The organism is Acinetobacter sp. 1124_18A, assembly GCF_052824995.1.
Genome location: NZ_VTDF01000005.1, coordinates 147,855 through 174,215 on the forward strand (window position 1 = coordinate 147,855; position 26,361 = coordinate 174,215).

28 protein-coding genes, 1 tRNA gene and 3 pseudogenes are annotated in these 26,361 nt (G+C 37.2%); 16 read left to right on the forward strand and 16 right to left on the reverse strand.

What is annotated here, in order from left to right:
* Positions 1 to 26 precede the first annotated feature (26 nt).
* The 6 genes and pseudogenes from FY048_RS12000 to benA all read right to left on the reverse strand — a co-directional run bounded on the left by FY048_RS12000 (position 27) and on the right by benA (position 6,887).
* The gene (locus FY048_RS12000; RefSeq protein ID WP_016138755.1) at positions 27 to 1,385 is read right to left on the reverse strand and encodes an aromatic acid/H+ symport family MFS transporter; all 1,359 of its coding nucleotides are present in this window, start codon (positions 1,383 to 1,385) and stop codon (positions 27 to 29) included.
* Between the two features lie 476 nt (positions 1,386 to 1,861).
* Complete coding sequence (gene benE, locus FY048_RS12005) at positions 1,862 to 3,055, reverse strand: benzoate/H(+) symporter BenE (RefSeq protein WP_446091286.1); 1,194 nt, start codon at positions 3,053 to 3,055, stop codon at positions 1,862 to 1,864.
* Positions 3,056 to 3,112: 57 nt separating this feature from the next.
* Positions 3,113 to 3,898 (reverse strand): 1,6-dihydroxycyclohexa-2,4-diene-1-carboxylate dehydrogenase, encoded by a 786-nt coding sequence (locus FY048_RS12010; protein WP_446091287.1) that lies wholly within the window; start codon positions 3,896 to 3,898, stop codon positions 3,113 to 3,115.
* A 21-nt stretch (positions 3,899 to 3,919) separates the two neighbouring features.
* A complete protein-coding gene (benC, locus tag FY048_RS12015) occupies positions 3,920 to 4,936 on the reverse strand; it encodes a benzoate 1,2-dioxygenase electron transfer component BenC (protein WP_446091288.1) in 1,017 nt (338 codons plus the stop codon).
* A 52-nt stretch (positions 4,937 to 4,988) separates the two neighbouring features.
* Positions 4,989 to 5,508, reverse strand: a pseudogene (benB, locus tag FY048_RS12020) (benzoate 1,2-dioxygenase small subunit).
* The gene (gene benA / locus FY048_RS12025; RefSeq protein ID WP_446091289.1) at positions 5,505 to 6,887 is read right to left on the reverse strand and encodes a benzoate 1,2-dioxygenase large subunit; all 1,383 of its coding nucleotides are present in this window, start codon (positions 6,885 to 6,887) and stop codon (positions 5,505 to 5,507) included. Before benA ends, benB begins: the two are co-directional and overlap by 4 nt.
* Before the next feature lie 106 nt (positions 6,888 to 6,993).
* Between benA and FY048_RS12030 the strand changes: the two are divergent.
* Both FY048_RS12030 and FY048_RS12035 read left to right on the forward strand, forming a co-directional pair.
* Positions 6,994 to 7,123, forward strand: a pseudogene (locus FY048_RS12030) (hypothetical protein).
* Between the two features lie 44 nt (positions 7,124 to 7,167).
* On the forward strand, positions 7,168 to 8,127 hold the full coding sequence (locus FY048_RS12035; RefSeq protein WP_446091290.1) for a LysR substrate-binding domain-containing protein: 960 nt from the start codon (positions 7,168 to 7,170) through the stop codon (positions 8,125 to 8,127).
* Positions 8,128 to 8,179: 52 nt separating this feature from the next.
* On the opposite strand, the gene FY048_RS12040 is transcribed toward FY048_RS12035, so the two are convergent.
* Positions 8,180 to 8,380 carry a heavy-metal-associated domain-containing protein gene (locus tag FY048_RS12040; protein WP_077162564.1) on the reverse strand — a complete coding sequence of 67 codons (201 nt, stop codon included), beginning with the start codon at positions 8,378 to 8,380 and terminating at the stop codon, positions 8,180 to 8,182.
* A 166-nt stretch (positions 8,381 to 8,546) separates the two neighbouring features.
* Between FY048_RS12040 and FY048_RS12045 the strand changes: the two genes are divergently transcribed.
* The 3 genes from FY048_RS12045 (at position 8,547) to FY048_RS12055 (ending at position 11,930) form a co-directional block, all read left to right on the forward strand.
* The gene (locus tag FY048_RS12045) at positions 8,547 to 11,018 is read left to right on the forward strand and encodes a heavy metal translocating P-type ATPase (RefSeq protein WP_446091291.1); all 2,472 of its coding nucleotides are present in this window, start codon (positions 8,547 to 8,549) and stop codon (positions 11,016 to 11,018) included.
* Positions 11,019 to 11,093: 75 nt separating this feature from the next.
* Positions 11,094 to 11,495, forward strand: a complete 402-nt coding sequence (cueR, locus tag FY048_RS12050) for a Cu(I)-responsive transcriptional regulator (RefSeq protein WP_446091292.1) — start codon at positions 11,094 to 11,096, stop codon at positions 11,493 to 11,495.
* A gap of 27 nt (positions 11,496 to 11,522) precedes the next feature.
* Positions 11,523 to 11,930, forward strand: coding sequence for a GFA family protein (locus FY048_RS12055; protein WP_446091293.1), 408 nt, complete (start codon positions 11,523 to 11,525; stop codon positions 11,928 to 11,930).
* A gap of 634 nt (positions 11,931 to 12,564) precedes the next feature.
* Here the strand turns inward: FY048_RS12055 and FY048_RS12060 are convergent.
* Both FY048_RS12060 and FY048_RS12065 read right to left on the reverse strand, forming a co-directional pair.
* Positions 12,565 to 12,921, reverse strand: a complete 357-nt coding sequence (locus FY048_RS12060; protein WP_446091294.1) for a four-helix bundle copper-binding protein — start codon at positions 12,919 to 12,921, stop codon at positions 12,565 to 12,567.
* A 475-nt stretch (positions 12,922 to 13,396) separates the two neighbouring features.
* A complete protein-coding gene (locus FY048_RS12065) occupies positions 13,397 to 13,726 on the reverse strand; it encodes a hypothetical protein (protein WP_016138745.1) in 330 nt (109 codons plus the stop codon).
* Between the two features lie 443 nt (positions 13,727 to 14,169).
* Between FY048_RS12065 and FY048_RS12070 the strand changes: the two are divergent.
* Positions 14,170 to 14,763, forward strand: a pseudogene (locus FY048_RS12070) (LysE family translocator).
* A 48-nt stretch (positions 14,764 to 14,811) separates the two neighbouring features.
* Positions 14,812 to 15,030 carry a hypothetical protein gene (locus FY048_RS12075; RefSeq protein ID WP_446091295.1) on the forward strand — a complete coding sequence of 73 codons (219 nt, stop codon included), beginning with the start codon at positions 14,812 to 14,814 and terminating at the stop codon, positions 15,028 to 15,030.
* A 264-nt stretch (positions 15,031 to 15,294) separates the two neighbouring features.
* Here FY048_RS12075 and xseB read toward each other — a convergent pair whose 3' ends face one another.
* Both xseB and xseA read right to left on the reverse strand, forming a co-directional pair.
* Positions 15,295 to 15,489 (reverse strand): exodeoxyribonuclease VII small subunit, encoded by a 195-nt coding sequence (xseB, locus tag FY048_RS12080; RefSeq protein WP_446091296.1) that lies wholly within the window; start codon positions 15,487 to 15,489, stop codon positions 15,295 to 15,297.
* Positions 15,479 to 16,744 carry an exodeoxyribonuclease VII large subunit gene (xseA, locus tag FY048_RS12085; protein WP_446091297.1) on the reverse strand — a complete coding sequence of 422 codons (1,266 nt, stop codon included), beginning with the start codon at positions 16,742 to 16,744 and terminating at the stop codon, positions 15,479 to 15,481. The genes xseB and xseA overlap by 11 nt, the downstream gene beginning before the upstream one ends.
* A gap of 255 nt (positions 16,745 to 16,999) precedes the next feature.
* Here xseA and FY048_RS12090 point away from each other — a divergent pair.
* Together FY048_RS12090 and FY048_RS12095 are read left to right on the forward strand one after the other, a co-directional pair.
* Positions 17,000 to 17,076 (forward strand) — tRNA-Met (locus tag FY048_RS12090).
* 173 nt (positions 17,077 to 17,249) lie between these two features.
* Positions 17,250 to 17,483: a hypothetical protein gene (locus tag FY048_RS12095; protein ID WP_009388781.1), complete on the forward strand. Its 234-nt coding sequence runs from the start codon at positions 17,250 to 17,252 to the stop codon at positions 17,481 to 17,483.
* A 151-nt stretch (positions 17,484 to 17,634) separates the two neighbouring features.
* Here the strand turns inward: FY048_RS12095 and FY048_RS12100 are convergent, their stop codons facing one another.
* Entirely contained in the window at positions 17,635 to 18,306 is a 672-nt protein-coding gene (locus FY048_RS12100; protein ID WP_446091298.1) for an XRE family transcriptional regulator, read from the reverse strand.
* Positions 18,307 to 18,979: 673 nt separating this feature from the next.
* Between FY048_RS12100 and FY048_RS12105 the strand changes: the two genes are divergently transcribed.
* The 3 genes from FY048_RS12105 to FY048_RS12115 all read left to right on the forward strand — a co-directional run bounded on the left by FY048_RS12105 (position 18,980) and on the right by FY048_RS12115 (position 20,410).
* Positions 18,980 to 19,234: a hypothetical protein gene (locus tag FY048_RS12105; RefSeq protein WP_446091299.1), complete on the forward strand. Its 255-nt coding sequence runs from the start codon at positions 18,980 to 18,982 to the stop codon at positions 19,232 to 19,234.
* A 210-nt stretch (positions 19,235 to 19,444) separates the two neighbouring features.
* A complete protein-coding gene (locus tag FY048_RS12110) occupies positions 19,445 to 19,834 on the forward strand; it encodes a hypothetical protein (protein WP_016138728.1) in 390 nt (129 codons plus the stop codon).
* 30 nt (positions 19,835 to 19,864) lie between these two features.
* Positions 19,865 to 20,410 (forward strand): glycoside hydrolase family 108 protein, encoded by a 546-nt coding sequence (locus FY048_RS12115; protein ID WP_446091300.1) that lies wholly within the window; start codon positions 19,865 to 19,867, stop codon positions 20,408 to 20,410.
* Between the two features lie 98 nt (positions 20,411 to 20,508).
* Here the strand turns inward: FY048_RS12115 and FY048_RS12120 are convergent, their stop codons facing one another.
* The gene (locus FY048_RS12120; RefSeq protein ID WP_336167797.1) at positions 20,509 to 21,126 is read right to left on the reverse strand and encodes a LysE family translocator; all 618 of its coding nucleotides are present in this window, start codon (positions 21,124 to 21,126) and stop codon (positions 20,509 to 20,511) included.
* A gap of 240 nt (positions 21,127 to 21,366) precedes the next feature.
* Here FY048_RS12120 and FY048_RS12125 point away from each other — a divergent pair, with 240 nt between their 5' ends.
* From FY048_RS12125 to FY048_RS12140, 4 genes are all read left to right on the forward strand, one after another.
* The gene (locus FY048_RS12125) at positions 21,367 to 22,299 is read left to right on the forward strand and encodes an LpxL/LpxP family acyltransferase (protein ID WP_446091301.1); all 933 of its coding nucleotides are present in this window, start codon (positions 21,367 to 21,369) and stop codon (positions 22,297 to 22,299) included.
* Between the two features lie 342 nt (positions 22,300 to 22,641).
* On the forward strand, positions 22,642 to 22,854 hold the full coding sequence (locus FY048_RS12130) for a cold-shock protein (protein WP_174746988.1): 213 nt from the start codon (positions 22,642 to 22,644) through the stop codon (positions 22,852 to 22,854).
* Positions 22,855 to 23,064: 210 nt separating this feature from the next.
* Entirely contained in the window at positions 23,065 to 23,289 is a 225-nt protein-coding gene (locus FY048_RS12135) for a hypothetical protein (protein WP_016138723.1), read from the forward strand.
* Between the two features lie 397 nt (positions 23,290 to 23,686).
* A complete protein-coding gene (locus FY048_RS12140; RefSeq protein WP_446091302.1) occupies positions 23,687 to 24,496 on the forward strand; it encodes a pyrroline-5-carboxylate reductase family protein in 810 nt (269 codons plus the stop codon).
* Positions 24,497 to 24,511: 15 nt separating this feature from the next.
* Here the strand turns inward: FY048_RS12140 and FY048_RS12145 are convergent, their stop codons facing one another.
* The 3 genes from FY048_RS12145 to FY048_RS12155 all read right to left on the reverse strand — a co-directional run bounded on the left by FY048_RS12145 (position 24,512) and on the right by FY048_RS12155 (position 26,199).
* Positions 24,512 to 24,628 carry a hypothetical protein gene (locus FY048_RS12145; RefSeq protein ID WP_446091303.1) on the reverse strand — a complete coding sequence of 39 codons (117 nt, stop codon included), beginning with the start codon at positions 24,626 to 24,628 and terminating at the stop codon, positions 24,512 to 24,514.
* A gap of 178 nt (positions 24,629 to 24,806) precedes the next feature.
* Positions 24,807 to 25,292, reverse strand: coding sequence for an Lrp/AsnC family transcriptional regulator (locus tag FY048_RS12150; RefSeq protein WP_034677787.1), 486 nt, complete (start codon positions 25,290 to 25,292; stop codon positions 24,807 to 24,809).
* A gap of 232 nt (positions 25,293 to 25,524) precedes the next feature.
* On the reverse strand, positions 25,525 to 26,199 hold the full coding sequence (locus tag FY048_RS12155) for an HAD family hydrolase (protein ID WP_446091304.1): 675 nt from the start codon (positions 26,197 to 26,199) through the stop codon (positions 25,525 to 25,527).
* Positions 26,200 to 26,361: the final 162 nt, after the last annotated feature.

A 26,361-nucleotide genomic window follows, 5' to 3' on the forward strand; every position in this document is an offset into this window, starting at 1 on the left:
TGCGCCAGTCCTCGGCGCATTTATGTTTACTGCTGGGTAAGCGTGTTTTGAGGGTTAAAAGTTGATGGAGTCTGTGCAGCAACAGAGGCTTTTAGATTGACCATAAATATTGCAAGTGCAGCAATCACACCCGGAATTGCAATCGCTAAGAAATTCATTTGGTGAGGAAGCTCAAGTGTGAGTAGCGCTCCTGTTAAAACTGGTCCAATAATCGCGCCAATACGGCCAATTCCAGATGCCCAGCCCATGCCAGTTGAACGAAGTGCCGTTGGATAGAACTGTGCAACGAAAGTGTAGAGTAAGATTTGCGAACCAATTGTGGCAGCACCAGCAATCGCAATCAGGCTATATAAAATAAATTGCGGACTATTAATGCCAAGTAGAATTAAAGCTGCTGAACCCACAATAAACATGATCGTAATAACAGGTTTTAAATGGAATCTATCTGCCAAAGCACCACCACCAATTGCACCGACCATGCCGCCAATATTGAGTGCAAAGAGGAATAACATGCTTGCACCTAACGAATAGCCTGCTTGCAGCATGAGTTTGGGTAACCAGCTTCCTAAGGCATACACCATGAGTAAGCACATAAAGAAAGCAATCCAGAACATAAATGTGCTGAAGGTACGCCCTTGTTGGAAAAGGGCACGGACAGGTGCATCTGTTGTTGTGCTTTCATTTAATACCAGTTGTGTATTGGCGTTTAACTGAGTTTGAGGCGCAATTTTACTAACAATACTTTTTGCCTGCTCGCTATGGTTCGATTTCACTAAAAAGGTGAGAGATTCAGGTAAAAATTTCCAGATCAGCGGGAGTAATAATAGGGGAACACCCGCAATTAAAAACATGATTTGCCAGCCCATATCTTTAACCAGCCATGCACCGAGTAGAGCAGATGTCATGCCGCCAATTGCATAGCCACTAAACATGATTGCAACCAATGTACTGCGGATTTTTTTGGGTGCGTATTCGGTCATAAGTGCCACAACGTTTGGCATGACCCCACCAATACCAAGGCCTGCCATAAAGCGCAGAATTGCAAACTCGGTTGGTCCTTTGGCAAAGGCACCAATAAACGTAAACCCGCTAAATAAAGTGACACAAATCAGAATGGTTTTTTTACGGCCTAATTTGTCTGAAAGTGTGCCGAAAATCATGGCACCAAACATCATCCCGAATAGAGCAGCACTGGCGAGTAAACCAGCTTCTACCGCAGTTAAAGACCATTGCTGCATTAACAGAGGAAGAGCAACCCCATAAATAACTAAATCATATCCATCAAAAATAATAATAAGTAAACACCAGATTAAAACTTTCCAATGGAAAGATGTAAAACGTGCTTTATCAATTAGCTCATTAATATTAACCTTGCTCGTATCCATTTTCTTCACCTCCAATTTGTGAAGTATCGCGTTATTTTTTAATAAACTATTTTGTTATTGGATTAGAGTCAAAAACCTAATTGATATATCTTTATGTCTTTAAGGTATTGTGCTTTTATTGATTTAATTGTTTGAAAAATATGTATTTATTTTTATTGTTTAAGCTGGTTGTTTTGTGTCTTTAAAATGGAGTTAAATATTGTATAGTGAGAATTTTAAGGGTTTTATAGATGTTTTTTTATAGATTTTATTGATGAGAATCACAGCTAAAAATATCGTTAAATTTATATTATGAGTTGAAGTGAAAATATAAAAACAAAATACTAAAGTCTATTATTTAATTATTTTAGAGTTTTATCTTAAAAATGAAATTTAATCTATATTCAATAAAAATCGCCAAATCAGGGGTAGCAAATTATTTGCATCCTGATTTGGCGATTGAGGCTTTATTTTAGTTTGGGTTTTTAGAGAAAAACTTAATTTGTGGTTGGAGTTGAGCGAGGTGTGAGAATGAAATGGGCGATTACACCAATACAAATACCCCAAAAAACTGAGCTTAAACCAAGAAAGTGCATGCCTGATGCTGTCGCTAAAAAGGTAATAAGTGCAGCATCACGTTGATTGTCATTTTTCATGGCAACAGAAATATTGGTGGCAATTGCTCCAAGCAAGGCTAAACCTGCCAGTGCTGCAACCAACTCTTTAGGAAGTAAGCTAAATAGCATGACAATACTGCCAGCAAATAAGCCTCCTAAAATATAAAAAATTCCGTTGGCAATTCCTGCGATGTAACGTTTTTCTTTCAGTTCATGTGCATCTTTTCCCATACATAAAGCTGCGGTAATTGAGGCAAGCACAATTGTAATACCACCGACGCAGGCAACGGCTAAAGAGGCAATACTAGTGACAGTAATAATGGGTTTGGCTGGTGTGTCATAACCGCTGAGTTTCATAATCGCCATACCCGGTAAAAATTGGCCGGTTAGGCTGACTAAAATGAGAGGAACAGCGAGGTTGAGTGTTGAGTTCCATGTCCATTCTGGGCTAATCCACTGCGGGATTGCTAAACTGAAACTCACATCAACCGGATTCATTTTGCCTAAAATAAGGCTTAATAAAACTCCGGCAGCTAACACCCAAATCATGGTGTAGCGAGGCATTAAACGTTTGGCAATTAAAAAGACAATGAGCATGCTAAAGACAATAAAAGGCATGCTATCCGACGCAGTAAATAGACCAATACCAAATTGAAAAAGAATACCTGCCATCATGCCGGCAGCGACGTCTTGCGGAATCCACTTCAGTAATTTGTCGAAATAACCTGTAACGCCAATTAAAAAAATAACGATGGCGGAAGTAATATAGGCGGCTACTGCTTCATTCAACGAGACGTTTGGAAAGAGGGTAACTAATAGGGCAGTGCCTGGTGCTGACCATGCGGTTATGACAGGAGTTTTATATTTAATCGAAAGATAAATACCTGAAACGGCGGCACCAATTGAGATTCCCCAAATCCATGACACCATCATATCGGTGGACACATGGGCACGCTGAGCAGCTTGGAAAAAAATAATCAGTGGGCCTGAGTAAGAAATTAAAACCGCAAGAAAGCCAGCAACTGTTGCTGATATAGACCAGTCATTTTTTAATGTCTTTAACAGGGGTGCCATGTGTGATTGCCTCCATGCAAATCATATTATTTACCCAATCATGCAAAAAGATCAGGGTTAACCCTGATCTCCACCTCCGACCGAAATAACCGAGCCAGTCATATATGATGCATCGTCTGATGCGAGAAATAAAATCGTATTTACTTGTTCTTGAATTGTGCCATAACGACCCATAAATGTTCGATCTATTGTTTGATCAACCACTTGCTGCATCCAGTCTTTTTCATTTTGACTTAACGGATTGGCATTACGTGGTACTTTCCGAGGTGGCGCTTCAGTTCCACCAGTTGCCACGGCATTGACTCGAATCCCGTCTTTGGCATGTTCAAAAGCAAGCGATGCTGTTAGAGCATTTACACCGCCTTTAGAAGCAGAGTAGGGAATGCGATTAATACCACGGGTTGCAATTGAAGATACATTTACAATAACCCCCGACTGTTGCTTAATCATGGCGGGGAGCACAGCGCGGCAACACCATAACGTTGGAAACAATGAGCGATTGACTTCCTTAATGATCTCTTCTTCGGAAAACTCTTCAAAAGGTTTCATCCAGATCGCGCCGCCTACGTTATTAATCAGGATATCTACCCGACCATAGTGTTCGATGGCTTTTGCGACTACCGCTTGCGCACCTGCATAGGTTTCAAGGTCAGCATTAATCGTGACGGCATCGCCACCTGCGCTCTGAATTTCTTTGAGAACTTCTTCAACATATTCAGAGCGGTCAGCCATGATGACTTGTCCACCTTCAGCTGCAACTTGCAGTGCCACACCACGACCAATACCTTGGGCACTACCCGTAACAATCACGACTTTATTAGTAAATCTTTGACGGTTTGACATAGATAACTTCTCCACCTTGAGTTAGTTTGCAGAGAATTTTTCAAACAAGAAACTAGCAGGTTTGATATTTTCAGTTTCTAACCAGCCACGTACAGCTTCTACCATTGGTACTGGGCCACATAGGTAAACATCGACGTCGCCACCGTTTAACCAGTCACTTTCAATATGACCAGTGACATAGCCTTTGCGTTCATGGTTGCTCTCAGGGCTTGCCACCACAGTTCGATATTCAAACCATGGGAATTTCGCTTGCAACTCATTGAGTTTTTCTAGAGCAACCAAATCAAAGTCATTGGTGACACCAAAGACTAAACGAACAGGCTGTTCTGAACCTTTCTCTTCGAGTACTTGTAACATTGACATAAATGGGGCAATACCAGTACCGCCTGCGAGCATCAGCACTGGACGCGCTACATTACGCAAATAGAAGCTACCGAATGGACCAGTAAAAGTCATTTTGTCGCCAGCTTGGGCATTTTTGCTTAAGAATTCACTCATTTTGCCGTTCGGTACGTTACGGACCACAAAGCCCGTTAAGCGATTGCCCGGTTTTGAGCTAAATGAATATGAACGTGTTTCACCAGTTTCAGGAATAGCAACGTTGACGTATTGACCTGCAAGAAAATGAATATCTGGTTGACCTTCATCAAGTTGAATATCAAATGTGATGGTTGAATCTGATAAGTTTTCAACGCGGGCTAATGTGCCTTGGAAGCTATGAATTGCTGTTTTGCAAACATCTGACGATGCTTGAATTTGGAATACGGCATCTGAAGTTGGGCGACACTGGCAAGCAAGAATATAGCCTTGCTCAGCTTCTTCTGGTGTTAATGCATCTTCAATATAGGTTTCTTCTGGCATGTCATAACTGCCGGACTCGCAAAATGCGCGGCAAGTTCCACATGCACCATCACGGCAATCCAAAGGAATATTAATTTTTTGGCGATAGGCTGCGTCAGATAGGGTTTCGCCTTGAGCTACGTTAATGAAACGTGTAACACCATCTTCAAATTGAAGTGCAACATTGTGGTTTGACATGGCATGTATCCTACAAAATATTTGAAACTTTTACCCTCAGCCAACAGTCCGTTTAACTGAGGGGGTATGTCTTAAAGATGGTAGATATCAATCACTTGATTGATGTAGTCATTTTTTAAAACGACATACTTGCTCAAGATTTTTGGTTGATCACCTGAAAAATCGATCACATAACGTGACATACCGAAATAGCTGTAATTTGTCTTGTAACGGAAACTCAAGGTATTCCAGTTAAAGCGAACAGTAACTTTGTCTCCGTCGTGCTCTACGACTTCAACGTTGGCAATATTGTGGCTTGTGCGTGTGTCTGGAATGGTTGCAGATGAGCGCTCGGTTTTAATACGGAACACACGATCTTCTAAACCTTGACGGTCTGGATAATAAATAAGTGAAATTTCAGATTGCGGATCTTCAGTTAATCTATCGTCGTCATCCCAAGCTGGCATCCAGAAAGAAGCTTCGGGCGCATAGCATTCAATCCAATCTTCCCATTGTTCATCATCTAAAAAACGAGCTTCACGATAGAGAAACTGAGCAATATTTTCTAAAGTTGCTTTGTCTTGAGCACTCATGCTGTTTCTCCTTGATCAGCAATTTCTTTCTCTGATGCAATCGCATGTTTCATGGTGTGTAACCAATATTGATGTTGGGCAAGATAAAGACCTTCATCTTCAGTTTTGATACCACTTAACATTGGTTTTAAACCGATTTCGTTCGCTGCATCGTCTGGTCCATAAATCCAGTGTTTTGAACCGCGGCACATATCATTCCACTCAAGGGCAATACCTGCGTAGCCTGCCTGACAAGCACGGAATTCTTCTAAATCGTCTGGTGTTGCCATGCCTGAGGCATTGAAGAAATCTTCATATTGACGGATACGGCGTGCGCGAGCTTCGGGTGCTTCGCCTTTAGGTGCGATACAGTAAATGGTGACTTCTGTTCTATTGACAGAAAGTGGGCGAAGTACACGAATTTGCGAACCGAACTGATCCATCAAATAAACGTTTGGATAGAGGCACAAGTTACGTGAACGCTCAATCATCCATTTCGACATCGCTTCACCGTATTTTTCGGTGTATTCATCTGCTTTCGGGAAGTTTGGACGGTCTTCTGGGTTTGCCCATTGTGTCCAAAGCAACATGTGACCATTTTCAAAGCCATACGAGCCACCGCCTTGTTTACCCCAAGAACCTGCACTCATTGCACGGATGTTATCGGTAGCTTGAGTTTCTTTACGGTGTTGAGTTGTTGCCGCATAGTTCCAGTGCACAGCAGAAACGTGGTAACCATCGGCGCCATTTTCTGCGGTGAGTTTCCAGTTGCCTTCATAGGTATAAGTAGATGAACCACGTAAAACTTCTAAACCATGTTCAGACTGGTCAACAATCATGTCGATGATTTTGGTGGTTTCACCCAAGAATTCTTCAAGCGAAGGAACATCGGGATTTAAACTACCAAACAAGAAGCCTTTGTAATTCTCGAAGCGAGCCACTTTCTTAAGGTCGTGTGAGCCTTCTTGGTTAAAGCAATCAGAGTAACCAGCTTCGCTTGGATCTTTAACTTTTAGAAGTTTACCTGAGTTGTTAAACGTCCAGCCGTGGAAAGGGCAGGTATATGTTGCTTTGTTACCACGCTTGTGACGGCAAAGTTGTGCTCCGCGGTGTGAACACGCATTGATCATGGCATTCAATTCACCGTTACGGTTGCGGGCAATAATGACTGGCTGACGACCAATGTGAGTGGTGTAGTAGTCATTATTATTTGGAATTTGGCTTTCGTGTGCTAAGTAAACCCAATTACCTTCGAAGATGTATTTCATTTCGAGGTCAAATAGGGCTTCGTCAGTAAACACTGAGCGATGAAGTTTAAATTCACCTGTATCGATATTATCTACAAGTAATTCATCAATACGGTCAAGATGGCTAGTATTGATTACAGGAATACGTGGCATGTCCGTTCTCCGACTTTCCAAAAGTGTGGAAGTCACCAAGGCCTTAGCTACGATCTACAAGGTCTTGATATCCTAATATTGTCAATGAAGCGCATGAGTGCGCTAGGTGTTTAACCGTGAATTGATGAAGATGAATCACTGAAAGATTGGCAAGAAGGCTTTTTCACAAAGCAATTCATCACTTCATCGGTTTGTTGCTTGTATATACCTTAAAAGAATGGTTAAACTGTGTCTAAGACTGAATTTGCATTTTTTTATATCTTAAAGGTATGGAAGCCTTATGGAACTAAGACATTTACGGTATTTTGTGGCTGTTGTTGAAGAGCAGAGCTTTACAAAAGCCGCGGAAAAACTATTTATTGCTCAACCACCTTTGAGTCGACAGATTCAAAATTTGGAAAGTGAGCTTGGAATTCAACTGTTTGAGCGTGGAAGCCGTCCTTTACAGACAACCCCAGCCGGACATTTCTTTTATCAGCACGCTCTTAAACTTTTGTCGAATGCTGAAGAAATAAAAAGTATGACCAAACGTATTGGTCTGATTGAACGTAGTGTGACGATTGGTTTTGTTGGGTCTTTACTCTATGGTTTACTGCCGCGAATCATTTATTTATTTCGGCAACAACAACCTCATTTGAATATTCAATTGATGGAGTTAAGTACCACTGAACAACTACAGGCATTAAAAGAAGGGCGTATTGATGTTGGATTTGGACGTCTAAGAATTAGTGATCCTGCGGTGAGACGTATTCTGCTACGTAAAGAACGCTTGGTGGTTGCTGCGCATACGAGTCATCCGATTGCCCAGCGTACGGAAGGGGTATATCTGGCCGATCTCATTGATGAAAAGATGTTTATGTATCCCACTTCGCCAAAACCCAATTTTTCGACCCAGCTTTTAAATATTTTTGCTGAGCATAGTTTGGTTCCAAAAAATATGCATGAAATACGAGAAATTCAACTGGCTTTGGGCTTGGTGGCAGCGGGTGAAGGTTTGTGTATTATTCCTGCCAGTGCCGATACTATTCGCTTTCCTCATTTAAATTATATTCCGATTTTAGATAACGGCGCAGTCAGTCCGATTTTTATTACTGCTCGTGCAATGGACCGAAGTGAAGACTTGCAGCTATTATTTGATTGTATTTATCAGGTGTATGATCTTGAAGGGATACCTTATCAGCGGACGGTTTTTACGCTAGATCAAAATCCAATAGATGATTCAATCGGTATCGATTTTTGAATAGAGTAATTGCATAGCCTCAAAGATTGAAGCTATGCAGAATATTTATATTTTATTGCACTTGAGCTGGGAAACCATCTTCTTCAAGTGCTTCAGTAATTTTATCGACGCTTTCACTGCTTTCAACAGTTACGATTTTAGTCGCTAAGTCTACATCTACTTTTGCATTTGGGTCGATATCTTGAATCGTTGCAGTCACGCCACGAGCGCAGCCACCACAAGTCATATTTTCAATAAGTAGTTTCATGTTCATACTCCATCAAGAATGAGATGTTTGTTTGGATAACACTGAGTCTAAACCTTGTCATGATTGTAAGGTCAATACTAATTTTTTAAAAAAATATGCTTGACCTTCCCATGATGGGAATCTGTATGCTCAATACAGAATATTAAATTTTGCAAATTTGCAGAGGTGTTTGATGGACTCAAAAAACACAAAATTGCCAACATATAGTGAAACACTTCCAATCGAAGGCATGACCTGTGCCTCGTGTGTAGGTCGTGTGGAAAAAGCACTTAAAAAAGTTGAAAATGTAAAGATTGCCAACGTTAATTTGGCAACAGAAAAAGCCGTTGTTTATTCAAATCAACCGATCAAGCGCGAAGCACTGGTTAAAGCAGTTGAACGAGCAGGTTATGATGTTCCAAAAGCCGCACCAGTGGAGTTATCTATTGAGGGTATGACCTGTGCATCTTGTGTGGCACGTGTTGAAAAAGCCCTTAAAAAAGTAGACGGCGTTCAAGAAGCTACCGTCAACTTAGCAACAGAGCAGGCTTGGGTGCAGGCAGATAATTCAGTCAATGTTGAAGACTTAATTCGCGCTGTTAAAAAAGCAGGTTACGACGCGAAAGCATCTGAAAAAAATCAAGATGAGCAGCTCGACAAAAAAGCGTCAGAGTTAGATCAGCTTAAAAAAGATTTGATCATTTCAATTGTATTGGCTTTACCTGTGTTTATTTTGGAAATGGGGTCACATCTCATTCCAGCTTTTCACATGTGGGTCATGCACACCATTGGGCAATACAATAGCTGGCTTTTACAGTTTGTTTTGACCACATTAGTACTCGTTTTCCCTGGTCGCCGTTTTTACCAAAAAGGTATTCCAGCCTTATTGCGTTTAGCGCCAGATATGAACTCGCTGGTTGCTGTTGGCACCTTAGCTGCCTATAGCTTTTCAGTTGTGGCAACCTTTATGCCGCAGGTTTTACCCGAAGGCACGGTCAATGTTTACTTTGAAGCGGCTGCCGTTATTGTCAGTTTAATTTTACTCGGACGATATTTTGAAGCAAAAGCTAAAGGACGAACCTCGCAAGCTATTCAACATTTAGTTGGAATGCAGCCCAAAACAGCTCGTATTCAGCGTGACGGTCAAGTGGTGGAAGTTGCTGTTGCCGAAGTGGTCAGTGGAACTATTGTAGAAATTCGTCCGGGTGAACGTGTACCTGTCGATGGTGAAGTAGTCGAAGGGCATAGCTACATTGATGAATCTATGATTACGGGTGAGCCTGTTCCTGTTGAAAAAATAGTAGGGCATCAGGTGGTCGGTGGTACGATCAACCAAAACGGTACTCTAAACATTCGGGCAACCGCAGTTGGTTCTTCTTCTGTACTTTCACAAATTATTCGCATGGTTGAACAAGCCCAAGGTTCTAAACTTCCGATTCAGGGTTTGGTCGATAAAGTCACCATGTGGTTTGTACCGGCTGTCATGTTAATTGCTGCAATCACTTTCTTGGTTTGGTTTATTTGGGGGCCAGAACCTGCGTTGACTTTTGGTTTAGTGAATGCTGTTGCGGTACTGATTATTGCGTGTCCATGTGCGATGGGGCTTGCAACGCCAACTTCTATTATGGTCGGTACTGGACGTGGTGCTGAGTTAGGTGTCTTGTTCCGTAAAGGTGAAGCTTTGCAGCTTTTACAAGAAGCGCAAGTGGTGGCAGTTGATAAAACGGGCACACTGACCGAAGGCAAACCGACACTGACAGACTTTAATGTGCAATCAGGTTTTGAGCGTGAACAAGTGCTAACTTTAGTTGCCTCGGTCGAAGCCAAGTCTGAACACCCCATCGCACTCGCTATTGTTCAAGCAGCAGAGAGAGAGGGTCTAACTTTATTACCCGTAACCGCTTTTAACTCGATTACAGGTTCAGGTATTGAGGCTGAAGTATCAGGTCAAAAAGTACAAATTGGCGCAGACCGTTATATGCACCAACTTGGTTTAGATACCAACTCATTCCAAACGATTGCTGCTCAATTAGGTGAAGAAGGTAAAACACCGCTATATGTCGCTATTGATCAGAAACTTGCTGCAATTATTGCTGTGGCAGACCCAATTAAAGAAACAACCTATGCTGCGATTGAGGCCTTGCATCAATTAGGTCTCAAGGTTGCCATGATTACAGGAGACAATCGTCATACGGCGCAAGCGATTGCTAAAAAGCTGAACATTGATGAAGTTGTGGCAGAGGTTTTACCCGAAGGCAAAGTGGACACAGTTCGCCAACTGCAAAAACAATATGGTCGCTTGGCCTTTGTAGGCGATGGTATTAACGATGCACCAGCCTTAGCGCAGGCAGATGTTGGCTTAGCCATTGGTACAGGAACAGATGTTGCCATTGAAGCAGCCGATGTTGTGTTGATGTCAGGTAGTTTAAAAGGCGTACCGAATGCAATTGCGTTAAGTAAAGCTACCATGCGAAACATACGCCAAAACCTGTTCTGGGCATTTGTATATAACGTTGCACTTATTCCAATTGCAGCAGGTGCGCTATACCCAGCATTTGGTGTATTACTTTCACCTATGTTTGCAGCAGGCGCCATGGCACTTTCTTCGGTTTTTGTTTTAGGCAATGCATTACGCTTAAAACGTTTTCATGCACCATTACAGTAAGGGTGCTGAAAATCAACTTTTGGTTTAAGATCATGACAGCAGGTCTTAAACCAAATTTAATATTTGAGGTGTGAGATGAATATCGGTCAGGCATCCAAACATTCGGGCATTTCGGCGAAAATGATTCGCTACTATGAAGAAATCGGTTTACTTGAAGCTGCTCAGCGTTCTGCTTCTGGCTATCGCATTTATTCAGAAACAGACTTGAAAACTTTAAACTTTTTAAAACATGCCAGAGAGTTAGGTTTTTCATCTGAACAAATGAAAGAGCTGATTTCGCTTTGGAAAAATACAGATCGACATAGTGCAGAGGTGAAAGCCTTAACCGTAAAACACATTGCTGAACTTAACCAAAAAATTGCCCATCTCCAAGAAATGGTCAATATTTTGCAGGCTTCTGCTGATGATTGCTGTGGTAACCAACAGGCCTCTTGTGCCATTTTAGATCACATTGAAAAAGGTGTGGGTGTAAGCTAAATCTCATTAAAATAAAAAGGAAAAATCATGGCTTATACGGCTTCTTGTCTTTGTAATGGTATTCAACTTCAAATTGATGCCGAATTAGCGCCCATTATGGTTTGTCATTGTACTCAATGCCAAAAAGCACAAGGCGCTGCTTTTGCCGCCATTACACAAGTACAAAAAAGTGATTTAAATATTGTGCAGGGTGAAAACTTATTACAAGCCTACTTTGCTTTTGCAAATAAAAAGAGAGTGTTCTGTAAAACTTGTGGTTCACCTGTCTGGAGTGAACGTTTAGACAACCCTGAAGTGGTGCGTTTAAGGGTAGGGCTCATTAATGAAGAAATATCTACCCAAGTGAGCTCTCATGCTTTTGTCACTTCAAAAGTGAAGTGGTATTCAATTTGCGATGATGCTCATCAATATCCAAACGGTGTAGAAAATCCTTAAATATTAAGGTTTGATCGTATTTTATTCATTTGTAAAAAAACGTGAACAAGACTAGCCATGAATAAATAATGTGCTATAACTGTACTTAAGGTAATCGTAATATCTCCTCGCTCCACAGGGAAACTTGGGACAGGGCAAAAGATACGATAAGACCTTACATATAGCTAGCAAAGAGCATGTAAGAGATGGATAGACACAAATCTTAGATTGCTCACCGTTGCAGAAAAGCCCGTGAAACGGGCTTTTTTAATGCCTGAAAAAACTATTTATGGGGTGATCACTGCATAAATAATGTTTTTTAGGGTGCCATTTTTTACCATTTGTTCTTCAGCAAATAAAACGATGTAGAAATAATAAAATATTTTAAATATACAGACTCTTCTGTATTGCAATTTGATTTATTTGTAGGTACATTTACTTAACGGTTTAAAGTTCAAGTTTAATAATGAACTCATGGTCGTTGTGGGAGATCTAAGAGCCTGCATTCTTCCCCAAGATGCGGGTTTTTTTTATGCCTATAAAAAAGTGATTATTAACCCAGTTTAAATAAAAAATATCTAGTTTATTGTTATTTAATAAATTTTAATCAGCCTACGATCTAAAGATTGCGTAGGCTTTATGAGTGAAAAATCAATTATGCACGATATGCCTGACAAGCCTGAGCACAAGCTAGACATGCTTTTGCACAGATCTGGCAGTGTTCATGGTCATGTTTGCCGCATTCTGCTGCACAAAGTTGACAGGCATTTGCACACAATTGCATTGCTGCTTCAGCCAGCTCAGAATTTCTCAACTCTAGAGACGTACACAGTTGACATGTCTCTACACAAGTCATGCAATGCTTAATACATTCTCGCATCATATGAACATGTTCTTCTTGCAAACATGCTGCTGCACAGGTTTTACAGGCAATCATACATTCTATACAGGCTTGAATTGAGGTAGAGGTATGACAAAATAAAGCAGAGTGTGTTTCTTGTTGAGTTTCCATAAGAGTTCTCCTGTCGAAGACTGTTATTAAAAAATGGAATATCGTTATATTTTTCTATTTTAAAAGATCATTTTTAAGCAATGGTTGTTTGAGATGAAAGGGCTACAAATCACTCATACATAATTAACCTCGTAGTAGAATGTTACATCCAGTTTTTAACTTAAAAGCACTTATTTGTTAGTGAGTAGAGCTCTTAATAAAATTTAAGGATGATGTAAAATTTAATTGCATATAATACTTTTGGCTAATTTCTTATTGTGTGAATATTAGGCAAATTAGCAATGTGAACTTTAAAGGACACGAAATGGAAAACGTTAATCAATACGCTCACGGAGCTGAGCATGAAGTCCACATACATTGCAAACGATCATTAAGCACATTAATACTGAGTATGTTCGTATTAATTACAACTGGTCGTTAAAAGAAAAAGCACCCAAGGGTGCTTTTTCTATATGTCTACTATAAATAGATACGTTTAAGAGTGCATAAAGCCACGACGTTTTTTGTAGGCTTTACGGTCATAAGAAGGGATATTTGATTGCTGGAGATCGATCGCCAGTTGTTTTTTGCGTTGAAACTGAACTTCGTTAAGAAGAGCAGCATAAATTTTGGGTCGATCAGTTTTAAACTTATCTACATCCAATGGAATTTTCTCTTCATTTTTGACAATGTATAGAACAGAGCCATTGCCATTCGTTTCATAAACCGTCCAACCAAGCCGCACAGCATAGAGTCCGGTTTTCTGATTTTTACCTAAATAAGATTTAAAACCATCGGGATGAGGGCGAACATAAGCATTCATCATGCATCCTCCATCATTTGATTTATTTGATGAAAGCGACAATCAATGAATTGATGGGGAGTGGGACATCATATTCAGTAAAATCACGATTTCTAGTTGTTTATATATTGTTCAATTTTAAAATTTCAAGTGAGGGGGAAAACTGTCATTTACTGAGTTATGTAAGCTCAAAAATATTAAAAATAAAGCTTATTTTTTGAGTAATAAATTTTCAAGTTCATTCCTTGTTGGCAAGAAAAAATAGCTCACTATTCTGTATTTGTGTGATCGATTTTGCATATTTAAAATTGATGAAATCGTAAGTGAATTTAAGGTCAGTTTTAGTTAATTATTTGTTTTAAAAATAAATAATTAAGTTTTAATATTTCTTGTTACAACCATTTTGTCGACAATAGATGTACCTTTTTGACATATTTCGCCTAGCATAATTAAAGAGTTCGTTGCCTATGGTGTCATTTATGTTCATTGGACTTGTGGTCACCATTTTGTTGACTCCAGGCCCAACAAATACATTGTTAGCCTCTGCTGGAATACAGGCAGGAGTGAAGCAGTCTCTTAAACTTATTCCTGCTGAAGTGATGGGTTATCTCATTGCAATTACTTCATGGGGTATTTTACTTGAGTCCGTTTCACATTTTATTCCGTGGCTTCCACCCGTATTAAAGTTAATAAGTGCAACTTTTATTCTCTACCTTGCATTTAAACTTTGGACAACATCGACAAACGACATCAAATTAGACAATCCACTGATTACGCCTAAGGCTTTATTTGTCGCGACACTTTTAAATCCTAAAGCTTTACTCTTTGCTTCTGCTATTTTTCCACATGCAGCATGGGAAGTGTTTCACGTATATTTTATTCATATTGCTGTTTTTTTATCATTAATTACACCCATTGCTTTTTTATGGATTGCTTTTGGAACTGTATTTATTTCAAACAAAGTAACTTGGTTAAACCAGCGTAATTTATAACGTACGGATGCATTTATTTTAACTTTTTTTGCTATGCCAATCGGCTATTCAGCGATTAGCTCATTTTAAACTTAACCCATTATTCATATTAAAAATTTTAATTTTCAGGAGATTTTTATGAAAAGATTAAAAGTAATTATTAAGGACCAGTTTAACCAAAAAACGATTGCTTTGGCAAAAGTTCGACCTATGAATGACCATGCCCTTGAGCTTCATAAAAGCGTTGAACATATTGAAATTGATGATGATATTATTTTACCCAATATGGATTTACTATATGAAAATCCTAAAGATGGCAAAATTTATCAATTGGTGGGAGCAGTCAGTGAAGAATAGCTTTGAAAGCTGTTTGAAAATAACCAGAAGTAGAATGCGTGGTTAGTATGATCTTAATCAAAGAGCTTTTAATTAAGAGGTGCTGGAAATTAAGCCAAACTAACGGAATAGACACAATTAAAATATTGAACATCTGACATTCATGTGTGACTATGTTTTGGCAAAAGTGTGACCTAATCCACACTTTTGTATTTCAGGACTAAGTGGTTTTCACTAAGCCCATTCCTTCAATGAGAAGTAGGAATGGGCTTTTTCTATTGCATTTTATTCTTTAAACGTCTCATCTAAAGCTTGTTGAACTGCTTCTATGCGTGTTTTACAAGCTTTATAAGCAGTAATCGATTCTTCAACAATCTTCATTAAGTTATCAATATCTGGACTTTCTTGAGATTCAAGTAATTCGGCATTTTTTTTTAAAATATCATGCCCGTCCTTAAACGTTAACTCTTTATTCTTCATGTGGAATTACCTGTGTAATGTTGGCTTCAATCACACCATCTTGCATTTCAATCGCAATGGCAGGGCCTGAAATTTGATGTATAGAGCGAATTGCTTTTCCTTCCGATCTAACAATGGCATAGCCTTTGGCTTGAACCTGTTTTGGATTTTGTAAAAGGATTTCTTTCATTAAAGATTCGATTTGGGCTAATGAAAATTTAACTTGTTGCTGTGAACTAAACTGAATGCGTTCTTTCATCTGGTCAAGCAGGTGATGTGCTGAATTAAGTTGACCTTGTGCTGAAGATTTAATGTGATGAAGTAGCTGATCGTTCTTGCTTTGATAGGTCGTGATTTGATGCTGAGAAAGAAGCTTAATGGTTTGCAGACTATCTACAGCTTCTTGTACACGTTCTACAATATGGTTACGAATACCAGCAATCACTTTACTTGGTGTGTCAAATGAACGATGGGCAATTTCATCAAGAATTGTGCGGTCTTTTTCATGACCAATGCCGACCCAAACCGGAACACTGCGTTTGCAGAGCAGGGCTGCAAGTTCATAATCATTCAAATACGCTAAATCATTCACCGATCCACCACCACGAATAATTACTATCAAGTCCGGTGGAAATTTATAAGTGCTGGCCCATTGCCTTAAACCTGAACCTAAAGATTCTATGAGGCTGGTTGCAGCAGTATTTCCTTGAAATGTAGCGGTGTGATACACAAAATGGCAAACACCATTTCTTTCTAGCGCATCGGCATCTTTTTTAAAGTCACCTAAGCCCGCAGCATTTTGAGGGGCAATGACTAAAACATTTTGAATATCAAAAGGAGTAGGTATGAGTTTATTCTTATGAATTAAACCTTCTTGAGTGAGTCGTTCAATAATTTGCTGATACCGTTTAGCAATTTCGCCTAAGGTAAAACTTGAGTCAATTTCTTCAATATTGACTGAAAATCCATATTGAGGATCAAAACGTGCTCTAATTTTGATAAGCACATTTAAGTCACTTGAAATCTCAATACCAGTTTCACGCTCAAACTTTAAAACAATTTTACTTGCTGAGAACTTCCAAATGGTGGCTTTACAACTGGCAATGACTTTATCCGTGTCGGCATCTTTTTCTGCAAGCTCTAAATAGTAATGACCACCTTTAATATTTAAATTTCGAATCTCTGCTTTTACCCAAACTGGCTCATCAAAGGCCAGACGTATCACTTCCTGAACTGTGCCGAGATATTCACTAAGGGAAAACTGAGGTTCAGACATACGAAATAAAAACTAGAAGGCGAAACTAGATAGTATAAAAGCAACCCACCCAAGGCAATTGTTGTCTATGAATTTAGGGTTCTGTTTAAAATAAATACAACAATTCAAAAGATTAATTTTAAATTAAACTTATTAATCACTATCTAGTTAAAAAGATAATCTTAATTAAAAAAATATAAAACTGATAAATTACAACAGATTAAAAAAAAGAGTTTGCTTTATGAAATATAAGGGCGTATAAAGCTTACTTCCAATTGCGGGGTGGAGCAGTCTGGTAGCTCGTCGGGCTCATAACCCGAAGGTCGTTGGTTCAAATCCGACCCCCGCAACCAAAATATTATGCTCTGTGATGTACCACTTTTCATAATGCGAAAATTATGAAAAGCATTAGCTTATAAATAACCCTATATCAAGCTAAATATTAAATTCTAGACTGACTGTCCATACCTTAAATCTAGCGTTCTAATTAAATACCGTCAAATCACATGAGCTCAGTGATGAGTGAATGATTGTGAATATAGTAAATGAGTGGCTAATTGCCACAGCCGTAAATGGCAATGAGATTAATGTGAGGATTGTTCCTCATGTGCGTAAACAAAATTCTCTCGATGGATATCGTTGGGTCGAAGTTGGTAAAAAAATTCAACTTCAGTCTGGTGAAGAAATTGAGTTAAACCAAGATGGTAAAAGCTTTTATGCTGGATTTAATCAGCTTTATCGTTTAACTACGTATTGTTGATAAAAATGTTTAGTTTTAAAGCTAAAAACCTATCTCCTTTAAAAGAGATAGGTTTTTTTATATCTATAGGAATTATAAATAATTAAAGTTATAAAAAAGCGAAATGTATTAAATCGATAAACTTATTATTTTAATTATATTTATAACTTAATTAACCCGCTCGCCAGAATTGACGGCCCATAACTTTAAAGTTCTTCCCATTTTCTTCGGTGACACGTCGGTCTCTAAATTTCTCATTTAAACTATGCAAAATTAAAGAGCCATCGGCTTCTTTAAAAATTTGCTTAATCATTCCTTCGCCTGCAAAGTAAACCGCATAAATCTCGCCATCAATCACTTCAGTTTGAGAAATATCAATACCGACTAAATCTCCATCTTTAATGTAGTCTGTCATGCTATCGCCTTTAGCTTTGATAATACGCATGCACTCTTGAGCAACCCGTTTTTCTTTAAAAAATGAGGCAGGGAAAGGAATTTTGCCATTAATTGCATCGAAGTGAAACTCGATAGATTCGCCCGTACCACAAGAAAAATTAGCTTCTACCACTTCAATCCAGACAAATTGATCGGTGGCTTCTGCACTCACAACAGTTGGGCTAAATACATCACTTTCTCTAAAAGAGTCTTCTGTATTTCCGGTCGTTAACCAATAACCATCTACACCTAAAAATTGGGCAATGAGAGGTAGAAATGCAGATTTCAAATTTTTACCAGACTCTAAAGCCTGATAGGCAGGCTGAGACATCTTTACTGCCTCAGCCACTTCAGCCTGAGTTTTTTTGGCTTTAATTCTAGAGTCTTTTAAACGGTCTTTAAGAGCCATAATGGTCACACCAGCAAACTTATAACAAATATATAACTAAAGTTATATCGAGTAAAACAACTATAGTTATTGACTAATAATAACTATAGTTATAATATCAGTTATATCTTCAGATGAATAGATAAAGTTTAAATAGTGTCTGAGTCTCTATTTATAGGCTTATCAACGTGTTGAGATGAAAGCTAAATTTATTTTGTTTTTATTGGAGGCAAAATAAAACGGAGATAGCTCAATTATTATTTACAGATAGGCTATCAAAACAAAAAATGGAATAAAAAAAGCCCGATTCCGTGGATCAGGCTTAATGTTCGTCGATAAAGGGTATCAAGAACATGAAGAATTTAGCAAAGATTGTGAGGCGTAACAAAAGTTTCCGATATACGGCAAAGCCTTATTTGAACTTTTTGGTCAAAGAAATAAAGTTTGAAAAAAGCTTAAACCTAAGAACTTTCATACTTTTTTACAATTTCAAAAAAGGAAATATTTATTTTTAAATTAATGCTTTAAATGCATACAGTTTGGTTGTTTAGGTTTGTTGTACTCGATGAAACGTTTCCAACATATATCTGTAGCCATAGCTTAGCTATATTGCTCACATGGTGTATGAAAACTTCAAGAATAACAAACGATAAAGCTACCTTATTAAACGAGTAAGTTGAGTTGGAGATAGTGAATGACTACAGCAATGCAGAACAGAGCTAAACAACTTAAAAATGCAAAACGTGGAGGGTATGTCCCAACAATTGCAAAAGATATAAACAAACATAAGGTACAAAAAATAAAAAGGGCACTTGAAGAGGCAAGGCAAATTGCAAGTGAGCTTGAAGATGAAGCATTCGAATTCGATGATCAAGTCTCTATGCAAAAAGCGATAGGTGCAATCACCGTGATTGAGTTGATTGAACAAGCCTTAAACAGTGCACACTAACAGGCTTTAGCATACAAACATTCTTTCTTGGACCCCTGAAATATGGGGTCAAGGATAAGTTCGTCTTGCGATTTAGCGCGGTTAAAAAAGCGTTAGTGTTTTTTATTGACTGTAATAAAGAAAACTAAGGGTATTGATAAAACCTGAAAAACAAAAAGCTGGTAAGAGTGGCGAGTTTTCAAGTTTTACCCTTTAAAGCAGGACAAGATTATGAAAGCAGTTCCAACGAGTGGATTAACCACCTTTTTAAATTTTTATAGCATCGCAATTATGGTGGCTTTAGCAGTCAGTTTAGTTGTCGCAGTTGTGTTGATGATGCGTTTCCCTCGCTCACCGCAAGAATGGATTGTGGGACTGATATGTACAGTGGTTTCAAGCTTAACAGGTGGCTCATTTATTATCATGAAATGGAATTTACATGAATGGGTATCGGACATTTGGGGAATGATCACACTATGTGGATTCTTCTTTATTTGCGGTTTACCGGGTTGGGCGATTGTGAGATGGGTATTTAACTTCATCAATAAACAAGAAGGGAAAACGATTGTGGAAGTCATGAAAGACTTAAAAAAAGCAAAAGATGATCTTCAAAATAGCTAAAAACAGTTTCAATGATATAGGTAAAATAAAATGAATATTGACCAGTACTTAGAAGCAATCATAAACAGAGAAGGTGGATATGTTAATCATCCATCAGACCATGGGCATGCCACCAAATTTGGCATTACAGAGGCAGTTGCTCGATCACAAGGCTATGAGGGTGATATGCAAGATTTACCATTAGCTGTGGCCAAATCTATTTATAAGAAACAATATTGGTTTGAGCCCCAATTTGACCAGATCAATGAAATTAGCCCAGCTATTGCAGAAGAGTTACTTGATACGGCTATAAATTGTGGAGTCAACTTTGCCAAGCCTTTGTTACAACGTGCTTTAAATTTGCTAAATAAGCAGGGTGAAGAAGGCTGGCCCAATCTTGCTTTAGATGGTCAATATGGGCCTCTGACTTTTCAAGCACTAAGTACGTATTTGAACAGGCGTAATAAAGACGGAGAAACGGTATTACTACGCGTTTTAAATATTATGCAAGGGCAGCACTATATCGAAATTACAGAGAAGAACCCGAACTATGAAGACTTCTTTTATGGATGGGTTTTAAACAGAGTGTCGTTGTAAAAATTGTAATTAGATGAAAAGATGCTGAATAATAAAAATGCTTTAAAAGTCTACTCATGAGTTAAGACTTTTAAAGCATAATTCTGAAAAATAATGATTTATTGTGCGATGAGTAAAATTGCAAGAAGAAAGAAAACAGCTCCACTGACTTTATTGAGTATAGAAAAATTATTCCCAGCCAACATCTTTTCTTTAAAAATTGAAGAGAAATTTGCATAGACCAAATGAATTAAGAAACCAATAAAACAAAAGGTTAAAGATAGAACTAAAAACTGAGTTAGAATTTCTTTTTTTATATCAATGAATTGAGGGAATAAAGCAATAAAAAACACGATGGTTTTAGGGTTAAGCAAAGATGCGAGGAGGCCTTGATAAAAGAGTTTAGATTTACTTACATCCTTATCGCTTTGCTGATCAGTGATTAAATCTTGCGATGGCGTTTTTTTACTGAAGTTTTTATATCCTAGATACATTAAATAAAATGCACCAATAAATTTTAAAACCGTAAAAATAGTAGGGTTACTCGTAATAATAAGACCTACACCACTAGCGGAAATTACAGCAATTACAAACATACCAATAATTAAGCCGCTAATACCGAATAAAGCGGTTCTAACACCATAATTGATTGAATTTGTGACAGTAAATAAAACACCTGGGCCGGGGCTTAATAGGGTAAGAAATGCAATTGTTATAAAGACTAAAAGACCGCTCACGCTGATATATCCTATTTATCAATTGAGGCAAGATTGTGGGATTACTTTAAATGAGAAAATAGGTTATGTATACAGACTGTTATGTATATTTAAGACTTAAATAGATTAAATATTTAACATATGCATTTATATAAATAGGTCGGGTATATAAAGAGCTTAATACGCAAAGCAACATAAACATACAACCCCCACTACAGGGGCTGTTAGTATGCTAAGCCTATACCTCAAGAAATGTACAGTATGACGAAAAAAGAACGGCAGTTTAAATCTGGCGAATTTCGATTTTCCTTTTTATCGTTTAAATATTGGGGTCTATGGTTTTTAGCTTTTATTTTCATGTTATTGGCGATGTTACCTTGGGCTATTCAATGGCGTCTCGCCGATGTTCTCTCGAAAGTCGCATGGAAATCTTTGGGTTCAAGAAGAAAAACAACATTACGTAATTTAGAAGCATGCTTTCCTGAAAAAACACCTATGCAAATTGAAAACAAAGCTAAACAGGTTTTTGTTGATACTATAACGGGTGTATTTGAAGCTTTAAATGCTTGGTACAGCCCAAACTGGTTTAAAAGCCGCGTACATATAGATGGATTAGAGAACTTAACCAATAATCAGGAAAATGGTGTACTTCTATTAGGTACGCATAGCACGCTTTTAGATGCTGGTGGAGCCGCTTGTACCTTATTTTTTAATATGGACGTGGTTTACCGACCTCAAAACAATCCCTTTTTAGATTTTCTGATTCATCGTAGCCGTGCAAGAGTCTATAAAAACCAGATTGCTCGAGACAACATGAGAGGGCTTATTCAAAACCTTAAACATGGTCATGCAATATGGTATAGCCCAGATCAGGACTTTGGTTTAAAACAAGGTGTAATGGCCTCTTTTTTTGGAATACAGGCGGCTACTGTGACCGCTCACCGCAGACTGATGGACATTTCAAAAGCAGCAGCTGTACCTTTGTACTTTTACAGAAGTGGCAATATCAGAAACCCTCAATATCATGTTCTCGTGGAACCTAAATTAGAAAATTTTCCGAGTGGATGTGAAGTGAGTGATGCGGAAAGAGTTAATAAAATTATTGAGAATCAAATTCGGATTGCCCCTACACAATACATGTGGTTCCATCGACGTTTTAAGACACGTCCTACTGGTGAACAGAAGTTTTATTGATGGTCTTAAGGGCAGTAGAAAAGTGACTGCTTTCAATTAAAATGAAACAAAATTTGATTTTTAAATGGAAGAAATATTAATGAAATCAATATTAAATAGGGACGTGTAAGAGCATCAAAGTTTTCAGATTTGAATTATTTTGAATATCGTTTGCAAATGCTTCTGAAGCGTGTATTATCGAGAATAACTAACAAAATATTCTTGTCATCATAAATTTCTATTTGCGCAGTTTTATTTATAATCCTTGGGTTCTTCTAGATATTTAAGTTTTGACGTCTATTTTTTAGTTAAATTGGTTTCACCAATAATAAGTTATAATATTTTAAGACTCAGGATTAACATATGTCTACTACTACTGGTACAGTAAAATGGTTCAATGAAACTAAAGGTTTTGGTTTTATCGTGACTGAAGATGGTAAAGATATTTTTGCTCATTTTACTGATATTCAAACACAAGGTTTTAAAGTTCTATTGGAAGGTCAACGTGTTGAGTTTACCGTAGTACAAGGTAAAAAAGGCCCACAAGCTTCAAATATTGTGATTCTTCAAAATTGATAATTAAATAAAATGCATGAATATTTTTAAATAAATTTTATTTAAAGTATCGCATTTTAGCAAAGTTTAAAAAACCCACTTTATCTTTGTGGGTTTTTTATAAATTTCAACGAAAATTATATTTAAAATAAGAAGAAGTGAAAATAATAGTTTAAAAAATGCTTCTATATTTTATGTTATAATATAAACAATTAGGTATGTAGTATTAAAATGGATATTTGTATTGGCGGTATTTTTGACGGTCAAAAAATAGAAAACAATAATGATTTCTTTAAGATAGAAGAGCATTATTCAGATCATAGTTCTAAATATATTAAACAACACTTTCATTTGTTTGGAAAAATTTTTACCTTCTGGGTATGTGAGGATGTTGATTTAAGCCAAGCGATAAGAAAAGCCGAGAGAATTTTAAAGAATAAAAAAGAAAATCTTTAGCTAATAAATCACAATACATTTACTGCGGTCTGTTAATTTTAAGTTTTTCTTATTTAATATGAGATATTTTATTAGTAATTTAAATGAAATAGACTTATAAGTAAATTTTAGCTTTTGAAAGTAAATGTTTTTATTTTATAGTCTTAGATAGTGTTTACACTATGTTAGAGGTAGTTACAGACTTTTACAATTTGCATATGGAATTTGCTAAATATAGTTATACATTAGGCTTAAGTTAAAGTTGTTTTATTTATTGCACAAATAAAACAAAATCCATTTTAATATAATTTATTTGAGTGGATTCTTTGATCAGATAAACATCTTTAATTCAATATTTATAATTAAACTATAGATAATATTTATGTTATAGCCTCCCTTAGAAAGGAAAACATTTTAAATGTTAAGTGAAGTACAACCGAATATTTGCTTTGTTGGCAGTAGTAATTTAGCTTTGGCTTTAATCGGAGGAATGGTTTTAAAAGGATTTAAAAAAGAAAAAATACACTTAATCGAAGAGAAAAAAATTAATGATACAAATGCATTGAAGCAAAAAGAAAATGGTTTAAAAAAAGCTGACATTATTGTGTTGTTATTAGATCCCAAGCAATTAAAAGAGACACTTGCGCCGTTTAAAAAATGGTTAGCAAATAAGATTATTGTTTCTATGATGGCAGGGATTGATATTGCAAACTTATCTCGTTTTACGGGTTCAAAGAAAATCATTCGTGTGATTTCAAATCCGCCTGTGCTTACGCATACAGGTACTCACGTGCTTATTGCTTCAGAGCAAATGGACCAGCTTGATAAAGACTTAATTGAAACGTTGTATTCTCCAACAGGGCAGACTTTTTGGGCTGCTTCAGAAACACAAAGTGATGCCATTATTGCATTATCAGGTTCAGGGCCAGCTTACTTTTTCTATATTTTAGATAGCATGATTAAGACTGGCGTTTCACTAGGGCTAGATAAGCAATTTGCCTTAGATCTTGCGCTTCAAGCAGCGACTGGGGCTGTTGAAATGATTCGTAAAAGTAATGTTCCACCAGCAGAATTATGTGGAAAGGTCACTTTAGCAAACGGGATTACCGAATCTGCTTTACGAATGTTTGAGTTAGGCAATGTGTCAGATGATATACGTTTAGCTATGAAGGCCGCATATCATCGTAGCAAAGAAATTACTTCAGAAATTATTTCTGAGGCAAGCTAAATCTTCTTTAACAAATTAGGTCTTTAAAAAGTATTCCCAAATAATGAAACCTAAGCCAAACCCAATAAAAGAGTAGAGAGTAATAATAAAGAATACAAAACTGGCCTTATTTTTTTTCTTCAAAATGTTCATGGCGATGCCTCCAATTCAGATTAATTTTATTATGGAGATGAGGAGGCTGTAATCATAGATACAGAATTTTTTAAAAAAAATATAACAGAGTCTAAATCTGTTATGGTCTAAGCCGCTTAACTGAATAAGAATTCTAGAATCAATATCTTAACTCGATGACTTATAGGTGCTACACCTTTTATTCAATCAACATTAAATCGGCGGTATTGGCAGATTTAAGGGGACGTAGGGCAAAAGTCGAGCGAGTGTGTCGAATCCCTTTAATCGAATAGAGTTTTTTCCGTAAAAAACGCTCGTAATGCTCAGCATCTTTTACTGCTACTTTCACCAAATAATCATAATCACCTGTAACCAGATGAGCTTCTACAACTTCAGGTATATCGGCTAATGCTTCGCTGAAATTTTCCAGCATTTCATCGTCATGGCGCTCTAAAGTAATTTCTATAAAGAACACTTCATGAATACCAATCGCTTTTGGATTTACATTTACCGTATAGCCTTCAATAATTTTTAAAGTTTCTAGACGCTTTAGCCGTGTCCAGCATGGAGAGGATGAAAGACCGACTTCTTCTGCTAATTGAGCAACAGTTAAACGGCCATTGCCACGTAATGCAGATAAAATTTTCCGATCTATGCGATCTAGTGTGTATTCTGTTCTGTTCAAAATATAAACCAAAGAAGAATCTTCTGATAAAAGTAAATATACTTCATTTTTATGCTGCGAATATTTAAAAATATTAAAAAATTCAGGAAACATTTTGAGTTAAAGGTACATACACTAGTTCTATGCATCGAACCTTCTGGATAAGGGTTGTGATGGAGCAAAGAGCACTGTTTCAGTAAGGGTGACTAAACAGTGCTCTTTGCGGATTTCATATAAATTCTTAAATCTATTTTTAAAGAATAGGATTTTCTAATTTGTTAATTGCTATTTCTAGCTGATCATAATGGTGAATCTTTTTATCTGCTAAAGGATAATCAATGGAAGGGTCAGGATGGAAAAAGATCGTTTTCATTCCGGCTTTGTTTGCACCTTCAATATCGGCTTTCGGATTATCACCTACAAAAATGCATTCATTAGGGATAAAACCAAGCTCTTTACATGCATGCTCAAATATTTGTATATCGGGTTTTCGTAAGCCTATAGCCTCTGAAACAATAATTGTAGAAAAAAATTCTTTAAGACCTAGTGCATAAAAGTTATTTTCTTGGAAAGGGGATTTCCCATTAGAAACTAAGCCTAATTTATATCCTTTGTTATAAAGATTTTGAACTGTTTCAGGAACTCTTTCAAATGAAGAGGAAAACTTGTTAAAGTCATTAACGTAGGAGTTAAGCAAGGTCTCGACGTTAAAATTTTTGATATTAAAATCTTTAAGTAGTTGGGTATAAACCAAGTCTTTCCAAACATTTCCATTGTTATCTAATTCAATAAATCGAGTGATAAAATCTTGCTTATTCTTCTGTGATACCAGTTGAAAAAAGTTTACTTGCCATTCAACAAATTTTTTAAGTGATGTATTTCTGTCAAGTAGAGTCTGATCTAAATCAAATAAAATGGCTTTTGGCATTTTCTGTTTTTATAAAATTTTTAGATGAAGCCAGTATAGCTGTCTATTGAATTTAAGGATTTTAAAATTTTTTGATTACTGTGTATTAAAAAAATTAAATAATAACTTTTATTTATCAATTGAAGAAAAACTAATCATTATTTTTTATCTAAATTTTCCTTT

Coding starts and splice junctions, on each gene's coding strand:
- FY048_RS12000 (WP_016138755.1), bottom strand. CDS start 1,385: ATGGATACGAGCAAGGTTAATATTAATGAGCTAATTGATAAAGCACGT.
- benE (WP_446091286.1), bottom strand. CDS start 3,055: ATGGCACCCCTGTTAAAGACATTAAAAAATGACTGGTCTATATCAGCA.
- FY048_RS12010 (WP_446091287.1), bottom strand. CDS start 3,898: ATGTCAAACCGTCAAAGATTTACTAATAAAGTCGTGATTGTTACGGGT.
- benC (WP_446091288.1), bottom strand. CDS start 4,936: ATGTCAAACCACAATGTTGCACTTCAATTTGAAGATGGTGTTACACGT.
- benA (WP_446091289.1), bottom strand. CDS start 6,887: ATGCCACGTATTCCTGTAATCAATACTAGCCATCTTGACCGTATTGAT.
- FY048_RS12035 (WP_446091290.1), top strand. CDS start 7,168: ATGGAACTAAGACATTTACGGTATTTTGTGGCTGTTGTTGAAGAGCAG.
- FY048_RS12040 (WP_077162564.1), bottom strand. CDS start 8,380: ATGAACATGAAACTACTTATTGAAAATATGACTTGTGGTGGCTGCGCT.
- FY048_RS12045 (WP_446091291.1), top strand. CDS start 8,547: ATGGACTCAAAAAACACAAAATTGCCAACATATAGTGAAACACTTCCA.
- cueR (WP_446091292.1), top strand. CDS start 11,094: ATGAATATCGGTCAGGCATCCAAACATTCGGGCATTTCGGCGAAAATG.
- FY048_RS12055 (WP_446091293.1), top strand. CDS start 11,523: ATGGCTTATACGGCTTCTTGTCTTTGTAATGGTATTCAACTTCAAATT.
- FY048_RS12060 (WP_446091294.1), bottom strand. CDS start 12,921: ATGGAAACTCAACAAGAAACACACTCTGCTTTATTTTGTCATACCTCT.
- FY048_RS12065 (WP_016138745.1), bottom strand. CDS start 13,726: ATGATGAATGCTTATGTTCGCCCTCATCCCGATGGTTTTAAATCTTAT.
- FY048_RS12075 (WP_446091295.1), top strand. CDS start 14,812: ATGAAAAGATTAAAAGTAATTATTAAGGACCAGTTTAACCAAAAAACG.
- xseB (WP_446091296.1), bottom strand. CDS start 15,489: ATGAAGAATAAAGAGTTAACGTTTAAGGACGGGCATGATATTTTAAAA.
- xseA (WP_446091297.1), bottom strand. CDS start 16,744: ATGTCTGAACCTCAGTTTTCCCTTAGTGAATATCTCGGCACAGTTCAG.
- FY048_RS12095 (WP_009388781.1), top strand. CDS start 17,250: ATGATTGTGAATATAGTAAATGAGTGGCTAATTGCCACAGCCGTAAAT.
- FY048_RS12100 (WP_446091298.1), bottom strand. CDS start 18,306: ATGGCTCTTAAAGACCGTTTAAAAGACTCTAGAATTAAAGCCAAAAAA.
- FY048_RS12105 (WP_446091299.1), top strand. CDS start 18,980: ATGACTACAGCAATGCAGAACAGAGCTAAACAACTTAAAAATGCAAAA.
- FY048_RS12110 (WP_016138728.1), top strand. CDS start 19,445: ATGAAAGCAGTTCCAACGAGTGGATTAACCACCTTTTTAAATTTTTAT.
- FY048_RS12115 (WP_446091300.1), top strand. CDS start 19,865: ATGAATATTGACCAGTACTTAGAAGCAATCATAAACAGAGAAGGTGGA.
- FY048_RS12125 (WP_446091301.1), top strand. CDS start 21,367: ATGACGAAAAAAGAACGGCAGTTTAAATCTGGCGAATTTCGATTTTCC.
- FY048_RS12130 (WP_174746988.1), top strand. CDS start 22,642: ATGTCTACTACTACTGGTACAGTAAAATGGTTCAATGAAACTAAAGGT.
- FY048_RS12135 (WP_016138723.1), top strand. CDS start 23,065: ATGGATATTTGTATTGGCGGTATTTTTGACGGTCAAAAAATAGAAAAC.
- FY048_RS12140 (WP_446091302.1), top strand. CDS start 23,687: ATGTTAAGTGAAGTACAACCGAATATTTGCTTTGTTGGCAGTAGTAAT.
- FY048_RS12145 (WP_446091303.1), bottom strand. CDS start 24,628: ATGAACATTTTGAAGAAAAAAAATAAGGCCAGTTTTGTATTCTTTATT.
- FY048_RS12155 (WP_446091304.1), bottom strand. CDS start 26,199: ATGCCAAAAGCCATTTTATTTGATTTAGATCAGACTCTACTTGACAGA.